The organism is Micromonospora sp. CNZ309, assembly GCF_002846525.1.
Genome location: NZ_PJNG01000001.1, coordinates 6,881,575 through 6,902,950, shown reverse-complemented (window position 1 = coordinate 6,902,950; position 21,376 = coordinate 6,881,575). Strand labels below are relative to the sequence as shown.

18 protein-coding genes are annotated in these 21,376 nt (G+C 74.2%); 4 read left to right on the top strand and 14 right to left on the bottom strand.

Features of this window, described 5'->3' with window-relative positions; all coding sequences use genetic code 11:
* Positions 1-55: 55 nt before the first annotated feature.
* From ffh to ftsY, 6 genes are all read right to left on the bottom strand, one after another.
* Positions 56-1,615 (bottom strand): signal recognition particle protein, encoded by a 1,560-nt coding sequence (gene ffh, locus CLT72_RS29740; protein ID WP_101414573.1) that lies wholly within the window; start codon positions 1,613-1,615, stop codon positions 56-58.
* A 229-nt stretch (positions 1,616-1,844) separates the two neighbouring features.
* The gene (locus tag CLT72_RS29735) at positions 1,845-4,172 is read right to left on the bottom strand and encodes a [protein-PII] uridylyltransferase (protein WP_101414572.1); all 2,328 of its coding nucleotides are present in this window, start codon (positions 4,170-4,172) and stop codon (positions 1,845-1,847) included.
* Positions 4,173-4,177: 5 nt separating this feature from the next.
* Positions 4,178-4,516 carry a P-II family nitrogen regulator gene (locus CLT72_RS29730; RefSeq protein ID WP_172896701.1) on the bottom strand — a complete coding sequence of 113 codons (339 nt, stop codon included), beginning with the start codon at positions 4,514-4,516 and terminating at the stop codon, positions 4,178-4,180.
* A 25-nt stretch (positions 4,517-4,541) separates the two neighbouring features.
* Complete coding sequence (locus CLT72_RS29725; protein ID WP_101414571.1) at positions 4,542-5,966, bottom strand: ammonium transporter; 1,425 nt, start codon at positions 5,964-5,966, stop codon at positions 4,542-4,544.
* A gap of 186 nt (positions 5,967-6,152) precedes the next feature.
* On the bottom strand, positions 6,153-7,016 hold the full coding sequence (locus CLT72_RS29720) for an aminoglycoside phosphotransferase family protein (protein WP_199184674.1): 864 nt from the start codon (positions 7,014-7,016) through the stop codon (positions 6,153-6,155).
* Positions 7,017-7,023: 7 nt separating this feature from the next.
* Positions 7,024-8,211, bottom strand: coding sequence for a signal recognition particle-docking protein FtsY (gene ftsY / locus CLT72_RS29715; RefSeq protein ID WP_101414570.1), 1,188 nt, complete (start codon positions 8,209-8,211; stop codon positions 7,024-7,026).
* A 149-nt stretch (positions 8,212-8,360) separates the two neighbouring features.
* Here ftsY and CLT72_RS29710 point away from each other — a divergent pair, with 149 nt between their 5' ends.
* Together CLT72_RS29710 and CLT72_RS29705 are read left to right on the top strand one after the other, a co-directional pair.
* Positions 8,361-10,073: an alkaline phosphatase D family protein gene (locus CLT72_RS29710; protein WP_101414569.1), complete on the top strand. Its 1,713-nt coding sequence runs from the start codon at positions 8,361-8,363 to the stop codon at positions 10,071-10,073.
* Between the two features lie 65 nt (positions 10,074-10,138).
* The gene (locus CLT72_RS29705; protein ID WP_101415462.1) at positions 10,139-10,660 is read left to right on the top strand and encodes a DinB family protein; all 522 of its coding nucleotides are present in this window, start codon (positions 10,139-10,141) and stop codon (positions 10,658-10,660) included.
* Positions 10,661-10,688: 28 nt separating this feature from the next.
* Here the strand turns inward: CLT72_RS29705 and CLT72_RS29700 are convergent, their stop codons facing one another.
* The 3 genes from CLT72_RS29700 to CLT72_RS29690 all read right to left on the bottom strand — a co-directional run bounded on the left by CLT72_RS29700 (position 10,689) and on the right by CLT72_RS29690 (position 15,356).
* Positions 10,689-11,309, bottom strand: a complete 621-nt coding sequence (locus CLT72_RS29700) for an HAD-IA family hydrolase (protein ID WP_101414568.1) — start codon at positions 11,307-11,309, stop codon at positions 10,689-10,691.
* Positions 11,309-14,920 carry a chromosome segregation protein SMC gene (gene smc / locus CLT72_RS29695; protein WP_101414567.1) on the bottom strand — a complete coding sequence of 1,204 codons (3,612 nt, stop codon included), beginning with the start codon at positions 14,918-14,920 and terminating at the stop codon, positions 11,309-11,311. The genes CLT72_RS29700 and smc overlap by 1 nt, the downstream gene beginning before the upstream one ends.
* 241 nt (positions 14,921-15,161) lie before the next feature.
* Complete coding sequence (locus CLT72_RS29690) at positions 15,162-15,356, bottom strand: hypothetical protein (protein WP_101414566.1); 195 nt, start codon at positions 15,354-15,356, stop codon at positions 15,162-15,164.
* Between the two features lie 374 nt (positions 15,357-15,730).
* Between CLT72_RS29690 and CLT72_RS29685 the strand changes: the two genes are divergently transcribed.
* Together CLT72_RS29685 and CLT72_RS29680 are read left to right on the top strand one after the other, a co-directional pair.
* A complete protein-coding gene (locus tag CLT72_RS29685) occupies positions 15,731-16,909 on the top strand; it encodes a CAP domain-containing protein (RefSeq protein WP_101414565.1) in 1,179 nt (392 codons plus the stop codon).
* A 105-nt stretch (positions 16,910-17,014) separates the two neighbouring features.
* Positions 17,015-17,845 (top strand): endo alpha-1,4 polygalactosaminidase, encoded by an 831-nt coding sequence (locus CLT72_RS29680; protein ID WP_101414564.1) that lies wholly within the window; start codon positions 17,015-17,017, stop codon positions 17,843-17,845.
* A 12-nt stretch (positions 17,846-17,857) separates the two neighbouring features.
* Here CLT72_RS29680 and mutM read toward each other — a convergent pair whose 3' ends face one another.
* The 5 genes from mutM to CLT72_RS29655 all read right to left on the bottom strand — a co-directional run bounded on the left by mutM (position 17,858) and on the right by CLT72_RS29655 (position 21,351).
* Positions 17,858-18,715, bottom strand: coding sequence for a bifunctional DNA-formamidopyrimidine glycosylase/DNA-(apurinic or apyrimidinic site) lyase (gene mutM / locus CLT72_RS29675; RefSeq protein WP_101414563.1), 858 nt, complete (start codon positions 18,713-18,715; stop codon positions 17,858-17,860).
* The gene (gene rnc, locus CLT72_RS29670) at positions 18,708-19,502 is read right to left on the bottom strand and encodes a ribonuclease III (RefSeq protein WP_486484352.1); all 795 of its coding nucleotides are present in this window, start codon (positions 19,500-19,502) and stop codon (positions 18,708-18,710) included. Before rnc ends, mutM begins: the two co-directional genes overlap by 8 nt.
* Entirely contained in the window at positions 19,499-20,494 is a 996-nt protein-coding gene (locus CLT72_RS29665; protein WP_101414562.1) for a phosphate acetyl/acyltransferase, read from the bottom strand. Before CLT72_RS29665 ends, rnc begins: the two co-directional genes overlap by 4 nt.
* A gap of 114 nt (positions 20,495-20,608) precedes the next feature.
* Positions 20,609-20,782, bottom strand: coding sequence for a 50S ribosomal protein L32 (gene rpmF / locus CLT72_RS29660; protein ID WP_018786309.1), 174 nt, complete (start codon positions 20,780-20,782; stop codon positions 20,609-20,611).
* A 5-nt stretch (positions 20,783-20,787) separates the two neighbouring features.
* Positions 20,788-21,351 (bottom strand): YceD family protein, encoded by a 564-nt coding sequence (locus tag CLT72_RS29655; protein WP_089001570.1) that lies wholly within the window; start codon positions 21,349-21,351, stop codon positions 20,788-20,790.
* Positions 21,352-21,376: the final 25 nt, after the last annotated feature.

Below are 21,376 nucleotides of genomic sequence, written 5' to 3'. Positions count from 1 at the left end.
CAGGGGCGACATCACCCTACGCAGGGATCATGTCACCCGCCGTCAGCGACACGCCTCAGCGGGGCCGGCCGTCGCCGCCCTTGCCGAGCTTGTTGAAGTCGATCTTCGGCAGCTTGAAGCCCGGCGGGAGGCCCTGGCCGCCGGCCAGGTCGTTCGGGTCCACGCCCGGCGGAAGCTGCGGCATGCCGCCCGGGAAGCCGCCCGGCATCCCGGCGCCCGCCCCGGCGCGCGGCCGGTTGCCGCCCTTGGTGCCCTTGCGCTTGTTCTTCGGCGACTTGGTCGCCTTGCGCCGGCCGCCGCCCGGCAGGCCCATCATGCCGCCCATCTGCTTCATCATCTTCTGCGCGTCGGCGAAGCGGTTGAGCAGCTGGTTGACGTCCATCACCGTGACGCCGGAGCCGGTGGCGATGCGGGCCCGGCGCGAGCCGTTGATGATCTTCGGGTTGGTGCGCTCGGCGGGGGTCATCGACCGGATGATCGCGGTGACCCGGTCGAAGTGCTTGTCGTCGACCTCGGCGAGCTGGTCCTTCATCTGCCCCATGCCCGGCATCATGGCCAGCACGTTGGCGATGGGGCCCATCCGCCGGACCGCGATGAGCTGGTCGAGGAAGTCCTCCAGGGTGAACTGCTCGCCGCCCATCAGCTTGGCGGTCATCTTCTCCTTCTGATCGGTGTCGAAGGCCTGCTCGGCCTGCTCGATCAGAGTGAGGACGTCGCCCATGCCGAGGATCCGGCTGGCCATCCGGTCGGGGTGGAAGACGTCGAAGTCCTCCAGCTTCTCGCCGGTGGAGGCGAAGAGGATCGGCTGCCCGGTGACCTCCCGGACCGACAGCGCGGCACCACCGCGGGCGTCGCCGTCGAGCTTGGAGAGGACCACGCCGGTGATGCCCACGCCGTCGCGGAACGCCTCGGCGGTGCGCACCGCGTCCTGGCCGACCATGGCGTCGATGACGAAGATGACCTCGTCCGGCTCGACCGCGTCGCGGATGTCGGCGGCCTGCTGCATCATCTCGGCGTCGATGCCGAGCCGGCCGGCGGTGTCGACGATGACGATGTCCCGGGCGGCCCGCTTCGCGTGCTCGATCGAGGCGCGCGCCACCTGCACCGGGTCGCCGGTGCCGTTGCCGGGCTCGGGGGCGTACACCTCGACGCCGGCGCGGCCACCGAGCACCTGGAGCTGCCCGACGGCGTTGGGGCGCTGGAGGTCGGCGGCGACCAGCAGCGGCTGGTGGCCCTGGGCCTTGAGCCAGCGGGCCAGCTTGCCGGCGAGGGTGGTCTTTCCGGAGCCCTGGAGGCCGGCGAGCATGATCACCGTCGGCGGCTGCTTGGCGAACTGGAGCCGCCGCCCCTCGCCGCCGAGGACGTTGATCAGCTCCTCGTTGACGATCTTGATGATCTGCTGCGCCGGGTTGAGCGCCTGGGAGACCTCGGAGCCGCGCGCCCGCTCCTTGACGTTGGCGATGAAGCCCTTGACCACCGGCAGCGCGACGTCCGCCTCCAGCAGCGCGAGGCGAATCTCGCGCGCGGTGGCGTCGATGTCGGCGTCGGTGAGCCGACCCTTGCCGCGGAGCTTGGTGAAGATCCCGGACAGGCGGTCACTCAAGGTGTCAAACACGCGAACATCCCGTTTGTCAGTGTTTCGGCGGGCACATCGGCGACCGGGCGAGGTGTCCGGCCACCGCTAGGGTAGCCGGCCGGGCCGCACGGCCGCTCCGGGCCGGGCGCAGCCGGGGCGACCGACGCGGGCCGTGGCCCGGCTGGGGCTTGCGGCCGCGGTCCAGGCGGCGCACGGACGTTGGCAGGGGTCCCTTGCTCTACCTCGGGCGTTGACAGGGGGCCCTTCCTTAGACTGCGGCGAGCACCGCGGCCTCCAGACGGGCCCGGGTGGCGTCGTCCGGCCAGCCGCCGACGAGGTAGAAGGCGTCCACCACGTCGCCGCCGAGGGTGGAGATGCGGGCCGCGCGCACCTGGGCGCCGGCCTCGTCGAGGGCGCAGGTGACCCGGTAGAGCAGCCCTACCGCGTCGGCGGCACGCAGCTCCAGCAGCACGGCGTCCGTGGCCGCCTCGCGGTGCCAGACCACCCGGGGCGCGGCCGGATCGGACCGCGCCGCCAGGGCCCGGCCGCGCAGCCGCTGGGTGACCGAGACGTCGCCGTTCACCGCGCGGCGCAGGTCGGCGCCGAGGGCGATCGGGTCGGGCGCAAGGCCGTACCGGGGCTGCACGCGGCACTCGACCAGGGCCCGGCCGTCGACGGTGGAGGCGTCGGCGGAAAGCACCTCCAGCCGGTGCAGCGCCAGGCAGCCGGCCACCGTCGCGAGCAGGCCGCGCCGGTCCGCCGCGGCCACCGCCACCCGGTCGGCCGTCAGGTGTACGACCGGCAGGGGCCCCGCCAGCAGGGCCGGGTCGGGGGCGGGCGGGGCGGGCAGCGCGCCCGTGTCCAGCGCGGTCCGTACCCGGGTGACCAGCTCGGCGACCAGCCGGCCCTTCCACTGCGACCAGGCGGCCGGGCCGGTGGCGGCGGCGTCGGCCCGCACCAGTGCGTGCAGCAGGTCCAGCGTGGTCGGGTCGCCGACCCGCTCGGCCACCCCGGCGATGGTGACCGGGTCGGCGAGGTCCCGCCGGGTGGCCACGTCGGGCAGGAGCAGGTGCAGCCGGACCAGCGTGCCGATCAGCGCCACCTCCGGCGCGGGCAGGCCGATCCGGGCGGCCACCGCCTCCGCCAGCGGCACCCCGACCGTGCTGTGGTCGCCCGGGAGCCCCTTGCCGACGTCGTGCAGGAGGCCGCCGAGCAGCAGCAGGTCGGGACGGTCCACCTCGCGGGTGTGCCGGCTGGCCTCGTACGCGGTCTGCACGAGGTGCCGGTCGAGGGTGAACCGGTGCACGGGGTTGTGCTGCGGGAGGCTGCGCAGCCGCGTCCACTCGGGCAGCCAGCGCTCGATCAGCCCGTACCGGTCGCAGGTCTCCCAGGCCGGCACCAGGCCAGGACCGGCGCCGAGCAGGGTGATCAGCGCGGCCCGGGCCTCGGCCGGCCACGGCGCCGGCAGCGGCGGGCAGTACGCGGCCAGCCACTCGCAGGTGGCCCGCGCGATCGGCAGCCGGGTGACGGCCGCGGCGGCGGCGACCCGCAACGACAGGCTCGGGTCGGGGCGCGCCCCGATCGCGGTGCGGGCCAGCACCAGCTCGCCGTCGTGCTCGACGACGTCCCGGGCGACCGGTCGGCGCAGCGGCCGCCCGTCGGCGCCCCGGCGGCGACCCGAGCGCAGCCGGTCGGCGGCGCGGAAGGCGTCGTCGAGGGCGTGGCTGACGGTCCGGGCGTCCCCGGCGACCCGGCGCAGCAGCGCGTCGCCGTCGCCGACGACCCGGGCGTCCCGCGGGGCGTCGGACGGGTCCGGCCGCACGGGTTCGCACGGCGGGAGGTGCCGAAGCCCGAGCAGCGCGGCCACCCCGTCGCGTTCCTGGGCGACCAGGCGGTCGACCCGGCGGCCGACCTGCCGGTGCAGCGCGTCGCGGGTGTCCAGCAGCCGCAGGTGCGCGGCGCGGACGGCGGGGCGCAACGCGTCGGTGATCCCGGCGGTGGCGACCGCCCGCAGGATCCCGACGTCGCGCAGCCCGCCGGCCGCCTCCTTCAGGTCACCCTCCAGCAGGAACGCCAGCTCGCCGTGGGCGGCCCAGCGGGCGGCGGTGATCTCGCGCAACGCCGGGAGCTGCCGCACGGCGGTCCGCCGCCAGTGGTCGGCGGCGGTGCGCACAAGCGTGTCCGCGAGCGCGGCGTCCCCGGCGAGCAGCCGCGCGTCGAGCAGCCCGAGGGCCACCTTCACGTCGTCCTGGGCGACGGAGAGCGCCTCGGCGACGGTCCGGACGGAGTGGTCCAGCCGCAGCCCGGCGTCCCACACGGGATACCAGACCGAGGCGGCCAGCTCGTCCACGCCGGGCACCCCGGCGTGCAGCAGGACGAGGTCGAGGTCGCCGTGCGGCGCGCACTGCCGGCGGCCCAGCCCGCCGACGGCGATCAGCGCCACCCCGGGCCGCTGCGGGAGCAGCCCGCGCAGCCACCGATCGTACGCGTCGGCCCGCGCCGCCCGGGCCGCCTCCCCGACGCCGACGACCTCGTCGACCAGGAGTCCGGCGCCGCCGGTGTGCTCCGACGCGTCCTTCCTGGTCGACGAGGTCATGTCGGTCAGAGCGCGTCGAGGCCGCGCTCGCCGGTACGGACCCGGACGACCTCCTCGACGGCGGTCACCCAGACCTTCCCGTCGCCGATCTTGCCGGTCCGGGCGGCGCCGACGACGGCGTCCACGATCTTGTCGACGTCCATCTCGTCGGTGAGCACCTCCACCCGGATCTTGGGCAGGAACTCGACCGTGTACTCGGCACCCCGGTAGACCTCGGTGTGCCCCTTCTGCCGCCCGTACCCCTGGACCTCGCTGACGGTCAGGCCGGCCACGCCGAGGGCGTGCAGGGCCTCCTTCACCGCGTCCAGCTGGTACGGCTTGATGACCGCGGTCACCAGCTTCATGTCCAACCCCTCCATCCCAGGAACGTTAACCGGCGACCTTCTCGTCGACCGGCGCGGCGGGTGCGGCCGGCTCGGTCGACTCCGCGGGCGCGGGTGCCGTCGGCGGCTTGGTGCCGGTCAACCCGGCCATGGCGAACGCGCTGCCCCCGCCGCTGCCGGCGGCCGGCGACAGGTCGTAGCCGCTCTCGGCGTGCTCGGCGATGTCGATCCCGCCGACCTCGTCCTCGGCGCGCAGGCGGAAGCCGATCGTCTTCTCGATCGCGAAGGCCAGCACCCAGGCCACCGCGAAGGACCAGGCCGTGACGATAAGGCCGGCCAGGGCCTGCCGGCCGAGCTGGGTGACCCCGCCGCCGTAGAAGAGTCCGTCGGAGGCGCCGATCACGTCGCCGATCGCGCCGTTGACGGAGTTGGTGGCGAAGAGGCCGAGCCAGAGCGAGCCGATCCAGCCGCCGACGAAGTGCACGCCGACCACGTCGAGCGAGTCGTCGTAGCCGAGCTTGTACTTGAGGCTGATCGCCAGCGCGCAGACCGCGCCGGCCACCAGGCCGAGCAGCACCGCCGCCCACGGCGCGATGAAGCCGCAGGCCGGGGTGATGGCGACCAGGCCGGCGACGGCGCCGGACGAGGCGCCTACCAGGGTCGGCTTCCTGTCCTTGATCCATTCGACGACGATCCAGCCGAGCACCGCGGCGGCCGTGGCGAGCTGCGTGTTGACGAAGGCCAGGCCGGCGACCGAGTCGACGGTGAGCTCGGAACCGGCGTTGAAGCCGAACCAGCCGAACCAGAGCAGCCCGGCGCCGAGCGCGACGAGCGGGATGTTGTGCGGCTTCATGCCCTCCCGGGGCCAACCGAGCCGCTTGCCCAGCACCAGCGCCAGGGCCAGGGCCGCCGCGCCGGCGTTGATGTGCACCGCGGTGCCGCCGGCGAAGTCGAGCGCGTGCAGGTCGCCGCCGATGATGCCGCCGCCCCACACCCAGTGCGCGACCGGGAAGTAGACCAGCGTCGCCCAGCCGAAGGCGAACAGCAGCCAGCCGGCGAACTTCGCCCGGTCCGAGACCGCGCCGCTGATCAGCGCGACGGTGATCACGGCGAACATCATCTGGAAGGCCATGAACACGTAGAGCGGGACGCCGATGCCGCTCGGGTTGTCGGCCGTGGCGCCCCAGAGGTCGGTCTCGGCGAGGAAGGTCTTGGTGCCGAGGTAGGCGCCCGGGTCGCCCCAGAGCCCGTTGACATCGCTGCCGAAGGCGACGCTGAAACCGTAGAACCACCACAAAACGGAGATGAGCCCGATAGCGGAGAAGCTCATCATCATCATGTTCAGTACACCCTTGGCCCGGTTCAGGCCGCCGTAGAACAGCGCCAGTCCGGGCGTCATGAGCAGCACGAGCGCCGTCGACACCAGCAACCAGACGGTGTTGCCGGAATCGATCGTGGGTGCCTCAGGCACGCTGGCCTCCTAAAGGTGAAGTTCCCTCCTTCACGGCTTCCGGGGCAGCGTCGCCCGTACGCCGGATGGGCGGAAGCCTGCTCGCTCCCTGTTTCCCCCAGCGTCACCCGTCGATTTCCATGCTGTGACGGGTTGTTTCGGACGTGTGAAGCAATCCTCACCGACCGGCGGCACGAACCGCTCGGCTCAGCGCAGCGCGTACTCCAGGGCGTTGCGCTCGTAGTCGAGCAGCCGCAGGTCGCGCATCGGCCGGCGCAGGTGCCCCTTGTGCACGATCCGGACGAAGGCCGGTTCGCCGGCGGCGGCCATCCGGCGGATGCCCTCCACGTGGTCCACGATCCGCTTGCGGATGGTCCGGATCAGCCGGTGCCGGTCGCGGGGGATCAGCCCGTACGCGTCGGCGAAGAGGCGCAGCCGGCGCGGCCGGTCGGGCTGCTTCCAGCCGAGCGTGATCGAGTCCCGGTCGGAGAAGATCGGCACCCAGGTCCAGGCCGCGTACGCCACGTCGTAGATCCGGGCGCCGGGCGAGGCGAGGTCGAAGTCGATCAGCCCGAGGGTGCCGTCGGGCCGCCAGATCACGTTGTGCGGGGCGGCGTCGTGGTGGCAGACCACCTCGGTGTCCGGCGGCGGCGGGCCGAACGAGCGCCACACCGCCCCGGGCGGCGGCACGAAGCCGTACTGGGCGTCGTGGAACATCCGCAGCATGGTGGCGACGGTCACCAGTGCCTCGTCGGTGACCCAGTGCGGGGCCAGCGGGTATTCCCCGCACTCCCCCTCCAGGTACGACAGGACCTCCCGGTTGCGCTCGTCCATGCCGAGCGCGCGGGGGGCGCCGGTGAAGCCCACGTATTCCAGGTGGCGCAGCAGGGCGTGCACGGAGGGCGTCCACGGCCCGGCGTTGCGCCGGACGGTGTCGCCCACCCGGACGACGGTGCTGACGTTCCCGCCGTGCAGCGGGATCTCCTGCGAAGTCACGTACGGTCTCCCGAGGCGCGGCGACGGGTGGCTGGGGTCGCGCCACCCGGCGTAGGCGCGATCGTCGGTCGTCACTGCGAGGTTACGCGTCCCGGGCGAGCGGCTCGGTACCGAGCAGCGCGTCGACGAACTGGGCGGGGTCGAACGGGGCCAGGTCGTCCTTGCCCTCACCGAGCCCCACCAGCTTGACCGGGATGCCCAGCTTGCGCTGCACGGCGATGACGATGCCGCCCTTGGCGGTGCCGTCGAGCTTGCTGAGCACGACGCCGGTCACGTTGACCACCTCGGTGAAGACCCGGGCCTGCTCCAGCCCGTTCTGCCCGGTGGTGGCGTCGAGGATCAGCAGCGTCTCGTCGATCGGGCCGTGCTTCTCCACCACCCGCTTGACCTTGCCCAGCTCGTCCATCAGGCCGATCTTGTTCTGGAGCCGGCCGGCGGTGTCGATCAGCACGGTGTCGACGCCGGTGTCGATGCCCCGCTTGACGGCGTCGAAGGCCACGCTGGCCGGGTCGGCCGCCTCGGGCCCACGGACGGTCTCCGCGCCGACGCGCCCGCCCCATGTCTCCAGTTGGTCCGCGGCGGCGGCCCGGAAGGTGTCGGCGGCGCCGAGCAGCACAGTGCGCCCGTCCGCGACCAGCACCCGGGCGATCTTGCCGCAGGTGGTGGTCTTGCCCGCGCCGTTGACGCCGACGACCAGCACCACCGCCGGCACGCCCGCCTTGGGCGCGGTGCGCAGCGACCGGTCCAGCGTCGGGTCGAGCGCGTTGACCAGCTCGGCGGCGAGCAGGGCGCGCAGCTCGCCCGCGGAGCGGGTGCCGAGGACCCGGGTCCGCTCGCGCAACCGGTCGACGATCTCCCGGGTGGCGTCGATGCCGACGTCGGCGGTGATCAGGCTGTCCTCGATCTCCTCCCAGGCGTCCTCGTCGAGGTGGTCGCGGCTGAGCAGGCCGAGCAGGCCCTTGCCGAAGGCGTTCTGCGAACGGGACAGCCGCGAGCGCAGCCGGACCAGCCGCCCGGCGGTCGGCTCGGGGACCTCCAGCACCGGGGCCGGGGCCTCCACGACCGGCGGCTCCACCAGGATCCCGGTGGACAACTCGGCCTCCGGCGCCTCCACCGGCGGGCCGGCGAGATCCTCCTCGGCCCGGGTCTCGACCTCCGTCTCGGGCAGCGGCGGCTCCGGTCGCCGGCGCAGCCGCGGCACGACCAGCCCGATGCCGCCAAGGATCAGCACGCCGAGCAGGGCGAGCGCGATGAGGAGGTATTCGGTCATGCCGGAATCCTGTCAGATGCCGGCGAAGCTGTCCCAGCCACCGCTCCCGGCCGCGCCAGGGAAGCCGCCGGTAGGCTCGGTCACAGCCAGCAGTGGTGCGACCGCCGGCCGGGTAGTAAAGATGAAGTCCGCTCATCTGGAGGTCGACCATGCCCGCGGCACACCTGCTCATCGGCCCGCTGCTCCGCAGAGTGGTGGGCACGCGGGCCACCATCTGGGTCGAGACCAGCGCGCCCGCGGTGGTCACCGTCCGCACCGCCGACGGCGCCGTCGGCACCGCGCCCACCTTCTCGGCGTACGAGCACCACTACGCGCTCGTCGTGGTGGAGGGGCTCACCCCCGACAGCGCCACCACCTACGAGGTGCTGATCGACGACGAGGTCGCCTGGCCGGTGCCGAAGAGCGACTTCCCGCCCAGCGTGATCCGTACCCGGGCGGCCGACGACCTCGACCAGCCGGTCCGGTTGGTCTTCGGCTCCTGCCGGGAGACCACCCAGCACGCCACCACCCGGCGGCTGCCCCCGGACGCGCTCGACGCGTACGCCCGACGGCTGATGGCCGACCCGGAGACGACCGAGGTGCCCGACCTGCTGGTGCTCCTCGGCGACCAGGTCTACGCGGACGTGACGTCGCCCACTGTCCGGCGGCTGCTGAAGCGGCGCCGCCGGCGGCCCAAGGGCGCGCCGAGCGACCAGGTGGTCAGCTTCGACGAGTACACGAAGCTCTACCTGGAGTCCTGGCGGGACCCGGAGATCCGCTGGCTGTTCTCCACCGTGCCGAGCGTCATGATCTTCGACGACCACGAGGTCATCGACGACTGGAACACCTCGGCCTCCTGGCGCTCCGACATGCGCGAGCAGCCGTGGTGGGCGGAGCGGATCACCAGCGGCCTCGCCTCGTACTGGGTCTACCAGCACCTGGGCAACCTCTCCCCCGACGAGATCGCCGCCGACCCGGTCTACGCCAAGGTCGTCGCGGCGGAGGACGCCACCGGCGTGCTGCGCGAGTTCGGGCAGCGGGTCGACACCGAGGCCGACCTCGCCCACGACACCGAGCGGTGGCGCGCCGTGCAGTACCAGTGGAGCTACGCGCTGGACCTGGGCCGCACCCGGCTGGTCATGCTCGACAACCGGTGCAGCCGGGTGCTGGAGCCGGGCCAGCGGGCGATGCTGCCCCCGGGCGAGTGGTCGTGGTTCCTCGACCGGGCCCACGGCGTCTACGACCACCTGGTGGTCGGCGCGTCACTGCCCTGGCTGCTGCCGCCGGGCATCCACCACGTGGAGGCGTGGAACGAGAAGCTGGCCGACTCGCGGCGCCCCTGGGTGGCCCGGCTGGCCGAGAACCTGCGCCGGGGGCTGGACCTGGAGCACTGGGCCGCGTTCCGCCGCTCGTTCGAGGCGCTCGGCGCGCTCTTCGCCCGCCTCGGCAGCGGCACCCCCGGCGAGCCCGGCGAGCGCGTCGGGGCCGGCCCCGCGTACGCGCCACCGGCGTCGATCAGCGTGCTCTCCGGCGACGTGCACCACTCGTACGTGGCGCGGGCCCGGTTCGACGACCGGAGCGTGGTCACCCCGGTGCACCAGCTCACCTGCTCGCCCATCCACAACCAGGTCCCGGCCGGGATGCGCCCGCTGATGAAGCTCGGCTGGTCGTCCGGGCCGTCCGGGGCCACCCGGGCCCTCGCCCGCACCGCCGGGGTACGCCGCCCGCCGTTGCGGTGGAAGCGGCTCGCCGGTCCGTACTTCGGCAACGCCGTCGCCACGCTGGTGCACGCCGGCCGGACGGCCGAGGTGACCATCGAGGGCACCACCAGCGAGGGCCACCTGCGCGAGGTGATGCGCCAGCGGTTGACCCGCGAGGGGTGAGCGGGCGCGCGGCGACGCCGTTAACCGGTCGCGGAGTGTCGGAGGGCTCCACCAGGATGACCGGCATGACCTGGAGAGCACCGGAGATCACCCGGACCCCCGAGCCCTACGTCGGCGACGAGCGCACCATGCTGGAGGGCTGGCTGGATTACCACCGGCAGACCCTGCTGCTCAAGTGCGCCGGGCTGACCGCCGAGCAACTGCGCACGCCGAGCGTCGAGCCCTCCGGGCTCACCCTGCTCGGCCTGGTCCGGCACCTGGCCGAGGTGGAGGCCTGGTGGTTCCGGGAGAACTTCGCCGGCCAGCAGGTCGACTACCCCTACTTCACGCCCGACAACCCGGACGCCGACCACGACGTCAGCGCCGCCGACGCCGAGGCCGACCTCGCCACCTTCCACCGGGAGGTCGCGCTGGCCCGCGCCGCCACCGCCGGCCGGTCGCTGGACGAGACCTTCACCGAGGTCGGCCCGAAGCGCCGCACGTTCAACCTGCGCTGGGCCTACGTGCACATGATCGAGGAGTACGCCCGGCACAACGGCCACGCCGACCTGATCCGCGAGCGCATCGACGGCGTCACAGGCGAGTAGCCCGCGCCGGGGCGGACGGCTCAGCCGGTCAGTACGCCAGCGCCGCCCGCGCGTACCGCAGGTCGGCCGGGCCGCTCCAGCGCAGCGCCGACAGGCCGGCGACGCGCGCGCCCCTGATCGCCCAGTCCTCGTCGTCGAGGAAGAGGACCCGGCCCGCCGGGGTCTCCAGGGCCGCGCAGGCCGCCTGGAAGTACTCCTTCGCCGGCTTGTTGACCCCGATTATGGACGAGTTGACCACCGCGTCGAACTCGTCCGTCAGGTCGAGCGCGGCGAGGTCGGCGTCGAGCAGGTCGGTGGCGTTCGTGCCGAGCCCGATCCGGATGCCGCCGGCCCGCGCCTCGCGGACGAAGGCGAGCACCTCCGGGTCGACCTCGCCCCGGTAGCGCTGCCACTGCTCCACGGCGGCCCGGGCGCGCTCGGGGCCGCCCACGGAGTCGGCCAGCGCGTCGGCCACGCTGCTCATCCAGTCGGCGTGGCTGACCCGCCCGGTCAGCACCGGCTGGAGCCGCCCCCACTGCATGGCGATCTCGGTGAGCACGCCCTCGGAGAGGCCGTACTCCCGCTCCACCCCGGCGGCCACCGCCGGGTCCCACCGGCGCAGTACGCCGTCGAAGTCCACCAGGAGCGCCGTCGCCCGTTCCCGACCCACTACTCGTTCTCCTCGCCGCGGTCACGCCGCTCGTCTCCGTCGGCCCGGTTGAGCCGCTGGCTGATCACCTGGGTCACCCCGTTGCGCATGGTCACGCCGTACAGGGCGTCGGCGACCTCCATCGTCCGCTTCTGGTGCGTGATGACGATGAGCTGGCTCTTCTCCCGCAACTGTGCCAGCAGCGTGATCAAGCGGCCCAGGTTGACGTCGTCGAGCGCCGCCTCCACCTCGTCCATGATGTAGAACGGGCTGGGCCGGGCCCGGAAGATGGCCACCAGCATCGCCACCGCGGTCAGCGAACGCTCGCCGCCGGAGAGCAGCGACAGCCGCTTGATCTTCTTGCCCGGCGGGCGGGCCTCGACCTCGACGCCGGTGGTGAGCAGGTCGTCGGGGTCGGTGAGCACGAGCCGCCCCTCGCCGCCGGGGAAGAGCACCGTGAAGACCTGCTGGAACTCCCGGGCCGTGTCCTCGAACGCGCTGGCGAAGACCTCCAGGATCCGGTCGTCGACGTCCTTGACCACGGTGAGCAGGTCGCGACGGGTGGCCTTGAGGTCCTCCAGCTGCTCGGAGAGGAACTTGAAGCGCTCCTCCAGCGCGGCGAACTCCTCCAGGGCCAGCGGGTTCACCTTGCCGAGCAGGGCCAGTTCCCGTTCCGCCTTGGCCGCCCGCTTCTCCTGCACCGGCCGCTCGTAGCGGACCGGCTCGGGCACCGGCAGGCCGTCGCGTTCGGCCGCCGCCACGTCGGCCTGGGTGGGCGGGACGGGCTGGGTCGGGCCGTACTCGGCGACGAGGGTCTCCACGTCCAGCCCGAAGTCCTCGGCGGCCTTCGCCTCCAACTGCTCGATGCGCAGCCGCTGCTCGGCTCGGGCCACCTCGTCGCGGTGCACCTGGCTGGTCAGCCGCTCCAGCTCCGCGCCGAGCCGCTTGGCGGCGCCGCGTACCTCCTGGAGCTCGGCCTCGCGGGCGGCGCGCTCGCGCGCCACGGCGTCGCGGTGCTCCTCGGCCGTCGCGATGGAGGTGGCCAGCCGGGTGAGGGCCTCCCGGGCCCCGCCCGCCACCGCCCGGGCGATCCCCGCGCCCCGGGTGCGGGCCGCGCGCCGGGCCGCCGCGCGTTCCCGCGCGGCCCGCTCGGCCGTGGCCTGCCGGCGCAGCGAGTCCGCGCGGCCGGCGATCGAGGAGACCCGCTCCTCGGCGGTACGCACCGCGAGCCGGACCTCCATCTCGTTCTGCCGTGCCTGCGGCACCATCGCGGCGAGCTGGTCGCGTTCCTCGGTCGACGGTTCCGCGTCGACCGGCGTCTCCTCGGCCAGCCGCAGCCGCTCCGCCAGCTCCGCCAGGGTGAGCAGGTCCCGCTCCCGGGCGGCCTCGGCGCGGGCCCGGGACTCGCCGAGCCGGTCGGTCTCCGCCTTCGCGGAGCGGGCCGCCGCGCCCAGCTCGGCCAGCCGGCGGGCGGCGGCGTTGCGGTGGCTCTCCGCCTCCCGCTTGGCGGCGGCGGCGTGCTGCACGGTCTCCTTGGCCGCGGCCACCTCGGCGCGGGCGTCGACGAGCTGTTCGCGCAGCTCCGCGCCGGTCTGCTCGGCGGCGAGCCGGTTCGACCGCGCCTCCTCGACGGCGGCCTGCACCTCGATGAAGCTGGGCGCCTTGGCCGACCCGCCGGCCGCCGCGTACGCCCCCACCACGTCGCCGTCCGGGGTGACCGCGCGCAGCTCCGGGTTGCCGGCGACCACCTCGGCCGCCGCCGCGAGATCGTCGACCAGCACCACGTCGCGCAGCGCCCGGTGCACCGCCGGGCGGATCTGCGGGGAGCACTCCACCAGGTCGGGCGCCCAGCGGGCGCCGTCGGGCAGCTTCGGCCGCAACGCGTCGACCGGGGCGTCCATGCCCGGCCCGGCGGGGCTGCCGACCAGCAGGCCGGCGCGGCCGGCGTCGGAGATCTTCAGCAGCCGCATGGCCTCGACCGCCTCGTCGACGCCGCTGACCGCGACCGCGTCGGCGAGCCCGCCGAGGGCGGCGGCGAGCGCGGCCTCCTGCCCGGGGGCGACGGTGAGCAGCCCGGCCAGGCTGCCCAGCAGGCCCGGGACCTCGTCCGCGCGGGCCAGTAGCGCCCCGGCGCCGTCCTTGCGGCGCAGGCCGAGGGCGAGCGCCTCCTCCCGGGCCTTCCAGGTGGCGGCGTCCTTCTCCGCCGCGCGCTCCGCGTCGGTCAGCGACCGTACGGTGGCCTGCGCCCGCTCCTGGGCGGCGACCGCCTCGGCGTGCCGGGCGTCGAGGTCGGCGTTGTCCCGGTCCGCCTCGGTGGACTGCTCGGCGACGGCGTCGAGTTCGGCCTGGGCCAGGTCGGCCCGGGCGAGCGCGTCGGCGTGCGCGGTGGCGAGCCGCTCGATCTCCTCGCCGGCGCTGGTGGTACGGGCGCGGGCGGAGTTGACCTGGCCGGTCAGCCGGGCCAGGCCCTCCCTGCGGTCGGCGATCGCCTTGGCCGCGGCGACCAGCTCGCGCTCGGCGGCGGCGAGCTGCCGTTCCAGCTCCTGGCGGTGCTCGACGGCCTCGGCCAGCCGGATCTGGTCGTCGGTGAGCGCGCCGCGCAGCTCCTCCTCCTGCTCGCGGATCCGCTCGGCCTCGGCCTCCAGCTGGTCGGGGTCGCGACCGGGGCGCTCGTCGTCGGGCGTGGCGCTGAGGTGCCGCAGCCGTTCCCGGGCGAGCTGCTCGATGGAGCGGAACCGCTCGGAGAGGGCGGAGAGCTTGTACCAGGTGTCCTGGGCGGCGGCCAGCAGCGGCGCGTCCTCGGCGAGGGCCGCCTCCAGCTCGGCCAGCCGCGCCTGCACCTCGGTGTGCTCGGCCTCGACCTGCTCGCGCCGCTCACGCACCGCGGTCTCGTCGGCGATCTCCCGGTCCAGGGTGGCCCGCAGGGTGGCCAGGTCGTCGGCGAGCAGCCGCAGCCGGGCGTCGCGCAGGTTGGCCTGGATGGCGGCGGCGCGGCGGGCCACCTCCGCCTGCCGGCCCAGCGGCTTGAGCTGACGGCGCAGCTCGGCGGTGAGGTCGGTGAGCCGGTTCAGGTTCGTCTGCATCGCGTCGAGCTTCCGCAGCGCCTTCTCCTTGCGCTTGCGGTGCTTGAGGACGCCGGCCGCCTCCTCGATGAACGAGCGCCGGTCCTCCGGCTTGGCGTGCAGCATCCCGTCGAGGCGGCCCTGGCCGACGATGATGTGCATCTCCCGGCCGATGCCGGAGTCCGACAACAGCTCCTGGATGTCGAGCAGCCGACAGGTGTCGCCGTTGATCTCGTACTCGCTCTCGCCGGAGCGGAACATCCGACGGGTGATCGACACCTCGGTGTACTCGATCGGCAGCGCGCCGTCGGTGTTGTCGATCGTGAGGGTCACCTCGGCGCGGCCCAGCGGTGCCCGGCCGGCGGTGCCGGCGAAGATGACGTCCTCCATCTTGCCGCCGCGCAGCGCCTTGGCGCCCTGCTCGCCGAGCACCCAGGCGATGGCGTCGACGACGTTGGACTTGCCGGAGCCGTTGGGGCCGACCACGCAGGTGATCCCCGGCTCCAGCTTCAGCGTCGTCGCGGAGGCGAAGGACTTGAAGCCCTTCACCGTCAGGCTCTTGAGATGCACCTTCTCGATCCTCGTCCGGTGGCCGCCGTACCGTCGCCGGCTGCGCGGACCTGGGTGAACCCGCAGACTAACCCGGGACGGGGAACCGCCGGGCACGCGACCCGCCTGGCGACCGGCGGGCGCTCATCCGGCTGACGCGGGCCGAGGTGGCGGAAGAGGGGCGCGGACAGAGCTGCGCGCCGGCACGGAAGTGTCGGCGCGCTCTTTTTGCGTGGTGCGATTCAGTTGTGCGATCCGGAGATCAGGTCAGCGCGGGCTCGGCCAGACGGAGCAGGTCGTCCGCCTCCGCCGCAGCCGCCGCGAGCCGATCGTTCTCGGCACGCAGCCGCGTGATCTCGAACTCCAGAGACCGAACCGTGGCACGCAGTCGGGTGACCTCGTCGAGCAGGCGCCGATCGGACGCCGCACCTACGTGGCCGTACAGGGCCTTAGCCATGTTGACTCCTTGATATGCGCTGCCGGAAGGGCCGGCCAACGCGCGCCCAAATGTGTACGCGGCTGTCATCCCAGACGATTCTGGGCATGACCGGGCGCGACTGGCGACACCTACATATTGAGCCGACACCCCCTCTTTCGTCAAGTTCTCGCAGGCCGTAGATCATCTCCACGTCGACCTGACCACTTGCCGGGGGGCTGCCACAAGGCGCGGACACACTCTGTCCGGACACCCTGACTCTACGCCTCGGATCCCGGGAAGTCCCCACCCTGGCGTCCGGCTTCCCCTTAACTCTTCCTTAGCCACATTGCCGCTGTTCGCGCCCGCCACGTAGCGTCACCCCGGCCCGCAAGCGACCCCTTGGAGGCACAGGCGTGTACGGCTGGACCGATCCGAACGACCCGGCCGGCGCCCCCCGGCGCCACGAGCAGCCGCTCGGCGACGAGCCGCCGGCCTGGCTCACCGACCGTCCGGAGCCGAGGTCGGCCTACCTGTTCGGGGACGACCCGCAGCCGCCCGCCGACGAGTGGCACCGCGACCAGCCGACCGCACGCTGGCAGGCGGAGCACACCGACGCCCGGCCCGGGCACTGGCAGGCCGGACCCGCCGACGCCCCCACCGCACGCTGGCAGGCCGAACCCGTCGACGCCCGGCCCGCGCACCGGCAGCCGGCGTTCGACGACGCCCCGACCGCGCGCTGGCAGGCCGCGCCCGCCGACGCCCCGACCGCTCCCGTGGACCTCGCCGCGCTGCGGGCCGCCCCGGCCGAGGCGACGCCGGTCGTCGCCGAGGGCCGCCACCGCCCGCGTCGGCGGATCTCCCGTCCGCTGCTGATCGGTGGCGCCGCCGCGGCCGCCACGCTGGTGGTGAGCCTCGGTGTGGGCGCGGTCGCGCTGACCGGCGACGGCCCGGCGACCGATCCGGCCGCCGTCGACGACCCGATCGCCGCCGCCCCGGTGCTGCCCGACACGGAGCCGACCCCCGGCGACGCGCTGGTCCCGCCCACCCCGAGCACCGCGCCGACCACCGCCAGGCCCACCCCGTCGGCCACGAAGACCGCCAGGCCGACGCCGGCGCCGTCGCGTACCACCGCGCCCTCGCGGCGCATCGCCGAGCGGAGCACGGCGCCGGCCGGCGGCGGTACGAGGACCCCGACCGGCAGCACCGCGGCCGGCAGCCAGGCCAGCCAGGTGGTCGCCCTGGTCAACGCCGAGCGCGCCAAGGCCGGCTGCGGCGCGGTGAGCGTCGACGACAAGCTGACGACCGCGGCCCAGCGGCACAGCCAGGACCAGGCCGATCACCGGAACATGTCGCACACGGGCAGCGACGGCAGCAACGTCGGGACCCGGCTGGACCGGGTCGGCTACTCCTGGCGCACCTACGGCGAGAACGTCGCCTGGAACCAGAAGACGCCCGCCGCCGTCATGGACGCCTGGATGAACAGCCCCGGGCACCGGGCCAACATCCTGAACTGCGCCTTCACCGAGATCGGCGTCGGCGTCGCCAGCAGCAACGGGCCGTACTGGACGCAGGTCTTCGCCGCGCCGCGCTGAACGCGAGTCGTGGCCGGGTCCGCGCTCGTTTGACCGGGTGAGGTACGCCGGCACGGCGTACCCGCTCCGGGCGGTGAGCCGCCGCCCGCGACCCGGGAGCTGCCGATGCGGATCCGGCCGCGTACGCGCGCCGTGGGGCGGGCCCTGCCGGCCTGTGTCGCGCTCGCGCTGCTGAGCGTGGTCGCCGCCTGCCGGGTGGGCCTCACCGCGCCGGGCGCCCCGACCACCTGGCCGGCCTCGTCGGCGGGCCGGTGGCAGTGGCAGTGGCAGCTCAGCGGCGTGCTGGACCCGACCGTCGACGCCGACGTCTTCCTGCTCGACCCCGTCGCCACCACCGCCGCGCAGACCGCCGAGCTGCGCTCCCGCGACCGCCGGCTGGTCTGCCAGGTGCACGTCGGCTCGTTCCTGCCGAGCGACCCGGATGCGGACCGCTTCCCGGCCGCCGTACGGGGTGCAGCGTCCCGCCGGCCGCAGAGCCGCTGGCTCGACGTACGGCAGTGGGACGCGCTACGCCCGGTGCTGGCCGACCGGTTCCGGCTCTGCCGGGGCAAGGGCTTCGGAGCGGTCGCGCTGGCCGACGCCGACGGGTACGCGAACCGGTCCGGCTTCCCGCTCGGCTTCGACGACCAACTGCTGTTCAACCGCCGGTTGGCCGCACTGGCCCGCTCGCTGAGCCTCTCCCCCGGCCTGATCAACGACCTGGGGCAGGTGGCCGCGCTGGCCCCGGACTTCGACTTCGCCGTCAACGAGGAGTGCGTACGGCGCGACCAGTGCGCCCGGCTGCTGCCGTTCGTCGAGGCGGGCAAACCGGTGTTCCACGTGGAGTACGCCGGCTCGACGACGGACTTCTGCGTCACCACGGTCGGCTACGGTCTCTCCTCGATCCGCAAGGAACGCGAGCTCGACGCGTGGCGGATCCCCTGCCCGACGCCCTGACCGGCGGCGGGGTCAACCCCGAAGCGCCGCCCGGGGGCGGGGCTGACAGCGCGGGCAGCTGTACGACGAGCGGTTCATGAACGCCTCGCGCCGCACGGGCGCGCCGCAGCGGGGGCACGGCAGCCCCTCCCGCCCGTAGACGTTCAGCGCCCGGTCGAAGTAGCCGCTCTCCCCGTTGACGTTGACGTAGAGGGCGTCGAAGCTCGTGCCGCCGGACTTGATCGCCTCGGCGAGGACGTCCCGGACGTGGCCCAGCAGCCGCAGCGCGGCCGGGCCGGTCAGCGCGTCGGTGGGGCGGGCGCCGTGCAGCCTCGCCCGCCACAGCGCCTCGTCGGCGTAGATGTTGCCGACGCCGGAGATCAGCGTCTGGTCCAGCAGCGCCCGCTTGACCTCGGTACGCCGCCGGCGCAGCGCTGCGGCGAACGCCGCGTCGGAGAACTGCGGGTCCATCGGGTCCCGGGCGATGTGCGCGATCTCCGCCGGCAGCTCCGCGCCCCCGGCCGAGACCGACAGGCCGCCGAAGGTGCGCTGGTCGACGAAGCGCAGCTCGGGGCCGTCGTCGTTGAACCGGAACCGGACCCGCAGGTGCGGCTCGTCGGGCGCCTCGGCCGGCTGCACCAGCAGCTGGCCGGACATGCCCAGGTGCCCGATCACGGCGTCGCCGCTGTCGAGCGGCAGCCACAGGTACTTGCCGCGGCGGCGCACGTCCAGCACGGTCCGGCCGGCCAGCACGTCGGCGAAGTGCCCGCCGCCGGGGGTGTGCCGGCGTACCGCGCGGGGATGGCGCACCTCGACGGAGGAGATCCGCCGGCCGGTGACCCATCGGGCCAGCCCCTGCCGGACCGTCTCGACCTCCGGCAGCTCAGGCACGGCCCAGGCCCGCCTCGGCGGCCTGCGTCGTCGGGTCCCCGGCCACCGGGTCGACCGCCGCCGCCGGCTCCCGCTCCGCCTGCTCGTTCAGCGTCCGCCAGGCCGCCTCGGCGGCCCGCTGCTCGGCCTCCTTCTTGCTGCGCCCGTCGGCCCCGCCGTAGCGGTTGCCGGCGACCACCACCCAGGCGGTGAACGTCTTGAGGTGGTCCGGGCCGGTGCCCTCGATGCGGTACTCGGGCACGCCGAGCCCGAGCGCGGCCGTCAGCTCCTGGAGGCTGGTCTTCCAGTCCAGGGCCGCGCCCCGGCCGGCCGACTCGGCCATCAGCGGGTCGAACAGCCGGTGGATCACGATGGCCGCGGTGTCCAGCCCGTACTGGAGGTAGATCGCGCCGAGCAGCGCCTCCAGGGTGTCGGCGAGGATGCTCGCCTTGTCCCGGCCGCCGGTGGTCTCCTCGCCCTTGCCGAGCAGCAGGTAGGCGCCGAGCCCGTCCGGGCCGAGGCCCCGGGCCACGTCGGCGAGGGCGCGCATGTTGACCACGCTGGCCCGCAGCTTGGCCAGCTGCCCCTCGGGCAGGTCGGGGTGGTTGTGGAACAGCGCGGTGGTGATCACCACGCCGAGCACCGAGTCGCCCAGGAACTCCAGCCGCTCGTTGGTGGGCAGGCCGCCGTTCTCGTACGCGTACGAGCGGTGGGTCAGGGCGCGCTGGAGCAGCTCCGGATCCAGGCTGACGCCGAACGCGGCTTCCAGGTGACCGACGGACGCCCGCCGCCGCTTGTCGTTGCTCATGATGTGGGTACCTCGGTGTCGGTGGTGCGGTCGGTGCGTTCCTCGCGGTCGCCCGCCTCGGTGCCGTCGAGCAGTGCGCGTACCTGGTCGGTGGCGCGACGCCGCCAGAGGTGGGCGGCCAGCCCGATGCCGGCGGCGACGTCCTCGGACCGGGCGGCGCCGTGACAGACGACCACCGTCCCGGCGACCCCGAGCAGGGCCGCCGCGCGGGGGGCGCCGCCGCCCGTCGGGGGCCCGCCGGCCATCGCGTACGCGCCCTCGATCGCCTTGAGCAGCACGTTACCGGTGAACCCGTCGGTGACCACCACATCGGCGCGCGCGCCGAGGGAGACGTCGTACCCCTCGACGAGGCCGACGTAGCGCCCGTCGCAGGGCAGCGACGTGGCGGCGAGGACGGGATCGGCGAGGCGGCGGGCGCGGTCGCCCTTGCCCGCCTCGGTGCCCACCGACAGCAGCCCCACCCGGGGCGCGGCGACGGCGTGCGCGACCGCCGCGTACGCGGTGCCGAGCGCGGCGTGGCGGGCCAGGGTGGCCGGGCGCGGCTCCAGCGAGCCGCCCACGTCCAGCAGGACCACCGGGCCGGCGACGGCCGGCAGGGTCGCGATCAGCGCCGGACGGCGCACGTCCGGCCAGCGGCCGAGGCCGAGCGCCACGGCGGTGACGGTGGCGCCGGTGGAGCCGGCGGAGACGAGCGCGTCGGCGACGCCGTCGCGGACGGCGTGCACCGCGGCGCGGACCGTGCTGTCGGCACGAGCGGCCACGGGGTGGTCGGCCATGCCGACCACCGTGCGGACCGGCCGTACCGTGACCCGGGCGCGCTGCGCCGGGTCGAGGGCACGGATCAGCTGGCCGGCGGCCTCGGCCGGGCCGACGAGCAGCAGGTGCAGGTCCGGGTCGGCGCGCACGGCCCGCAGAGCGCCGTCAACCACGACGGCGGGAGCGTCGTCCCCGCCGAGGAGGTCAACGGCGATCCGCGCGGTGCCCGACTCCATCGGAACGCCGGCCGAAACGGACCGGCCGGCGTCGGAGGGAGCCGGGACACCGGGCGAGTGCCAGGGTGCGCGTGCCGCCCGACCAGGGGTCGGGGGCGTCACTCGGCGTCCAGGTCAGACCTCGAGGACCTGGCGGCCGTTGTAGGTGCCGCAGACGGAGCAGGCGGCGTGCGGCAGCTTCGCCGACTTGCACTGGGGGCAGGCCACGGTCGCGACCACGGTCGCCTTCCAGTTCGCCCGGCGGGCGCGGGTGTTGCTGCGCGACATCTTGCGCTTGGGGACGGCCACGGTTCCTACTCCTCTTTACGGTTCAGTTGCGACAGGCCCGCCCAACGCGGGTCGATCTGCTCGTGACTGTGGTCGGCCGGCAGATCGTCCCAGTGCACCCCGCATTCGGGGCACAGTCCTGGGCAGTCCTCCCGGCAGAGCGGGTTGGTCGGCAGCGTGAGCACCACCGCGTCCCGCAGCGCCGGCTCCAGGTCGATCAGATCGCCCTGCATCCGGCCCACCTCGTCCTCGTCGGTCGTGGAGTCCGTGGTGCTGTTCTCGTACGCGTACAGCTCCTGGACCCGCACAGCCAGCGAGTCGTCGATCTCGCGTAGGCAGCGACCGCACTCGCCCCGGACGCGACCGCTGACGGTCCCGGAGACGAGCACGCCCTCGGACACCGACTCCAACCTCAGGTCGAGGTCGAGGTCCGCGCCCTGCGGCACGGCGATCATCTCGCCGCCGAGGTCCGCCGGTGCCGGCACCACCCGCTTGACCGTACGCAAGGCTCCAGGCCGGCGCGGCAGCTCCCTCGTGTCGAGGACCAGCGGCGACCTGGGGTCGAGTGTCGAAGGCGTGTGTTTGGGCATAGTCAGACTCCGGCCGGTGAGAGGC